The following is a 1,669-nucleotide window of genomic DNA, read 5'->3' as shown; positions in this document are numbered from 1 at the left end:
GTACCGGCACGGTCGCGGTGCTACCAACACCGGTACCGGCGGACGATCCGTCCGGCGAACCGTTGTGGACGGGAGCTGTCACCATCAGCCGACCGCGCCTTCCATCTGCAGCTCGATCAGCCGGTTGAGCTCGAGGGCGTACTCCATCGGCAGTTCACGGGCGATCGGTTCGACGAACCCGCGCACGACCATGGCCATGGCCTCGTCCTCGGACAACCCGCGGCTCATCAGGTAGAAGAGCTGGTCCTCCCCGACCTTGGACACGGTGGCCTCGTGCCCGATGGACGCGTCGTCCTCCCGGACGTCGACGTAGGGATAGGTGTCCGACCGGCTGACCGTGTCGACCAGCAGGGCGTCGCACTTCACCGTCGCCCGCGAGTTGTGCGCGCCTTCCTTGATCTGGACCAGACCGCGGTAGGACGTGCGGCCACCGCCGCGGGCCACCGACTTGGACACGATCGTGGACGACGTCCGCGGCGCGGCGTGCACCATCTTCGCGCCGGCGTCCTGGTGCTGGCCGGCGCCGGCGAAGGCGATCGAGAGGACCTCGCCCTTGGCCTGCTCGCCGAGCAGCCACACGGCCGGGTACTTCATCGTCACCTTGGAACCGATGTTCCCGTCGATCCACTCCATGGTGCCGCCGGCCTGGCAGGCGGCCCGCTTGGTCACCAGGTTGTAGACGTTGTTCGACCAGTTCTGGATGGTCGTGTACCGGCAGCGGGCGTTCTTCTTCACGACGATTTCCACGACCGCGGAGTGCAGCGAGTCCGAGGAGTAGATCGGCGCGGTACAGCCTTCGACGTAGTGCACGTAGGCACCCTCGTCAACGATGATCAGGGTCCGCTCGAACTGGCCCATGTTCTCGGTGTTGATGCGGAAGTACGCCTGCAGCGGGATTTCCACGTGCACGCCCGGCGGGACGTAGATGAACGAGCCGCCGGACCACACCGCGGTGTTCAGCGCGGCGAACTTGTTGTCGCCGACCGGGATGACCGAACCGAAGTACTCCTGGAATACCTCCGGGTGCTCCCGCAGGCCCGTGTCGGTGTCGAGGAAGATGACGCCCTGCTCCTCAAGATCTTCACGGATCTTGTGGTAGACGACTTCGCTCTCGTACTGGGCCGCCACGCCGGAGACCAGACGCTGCTTCTCGGCTTCGGGGATGCCGAGCTTGTCGTAGGTGTTGCGGATGTCCGCCGGCAGGTCGTCCCAGGTCTCCGCCTGCTTCTCGGTCGAACGGACAAAATACTTGATGTTGTCGAAATCGATCCCGGACAGGTCCGCGCCCCAGGTGGGCATGGGCTTGCGGCCGAACAGCTTCAGACCCTTGAGCCGAAGCTGGGTCATCCACTCCGGCTCGCTCTTCTTGGCCGAGATGCCGAGGACGACCGCCTCGGACAATCCGCGCTCGGCGGTCGCCGCATACGCGTCCGTGTCGGACCAGCCGAACTTGTAGGAACCCAGTCCTTCGAGCCGACTGTCGATCTCGGTCTCGGGAGTTGTGGTCATATGGCAGGACCCTCCGAGGAGGTGAGAGTGGCGGGGGACGTGGAAACAGGTGGGGCGGACGTCGGTGAACCGACTGGTGAGGAGCGCGACACCGCGGGCGGTACGGGCGGTTCGGGTGCGCCCGGATCCCCTGGGTGGACCGGATCCCCTGGGTGGACCG

General features: G+C 65.8%; 1 protein-coding gene. It reads right to left on the bottom strand.

Annotation, left to right across the window (positions count from 1 at the left end; genetic code table 11):
* Window positions 1–84: 84 nt before the first annotated feature.
* On the bottom strand, window positions 85–1,509 hold the full coding sequence (gene sufB / locus DD1DGNOD_RS26740; RefSeq protein WP_131766223.1) for a Fe-S cluster assembly protein SufB: 1,425 nt from the start codon (window positions 1,507–1,509) through the stop codon (window positions 85–87).
* Window positions 1,510–1,669 lie beyond the last annotated feature (160 nt).

This window comes from Candidatus Protofrankia californiensis, from assembly GCF_900634765.1.
In the GTDB taxonomy this organism is placed as follows: Bacteria; Actinomycetota; Actinomycetes; order Frankiales; family Frankiaceae; genus Protofrankia; species Protofrankia californiensis.
Note: the sequence above shows the minus strand (reverse complement) of the source record. Positions and strands in the feature narration are given on the sequence as shown.

Excerpts from the sequence above, each read along its gene's own strand:
- sufB (WP_131766223.1), bottom strand. The coding sequence starts at position 1,509 with ATGACCACAACTCCCGAGACCGAGATCGACAGTCGGCTCGAAGGACTG.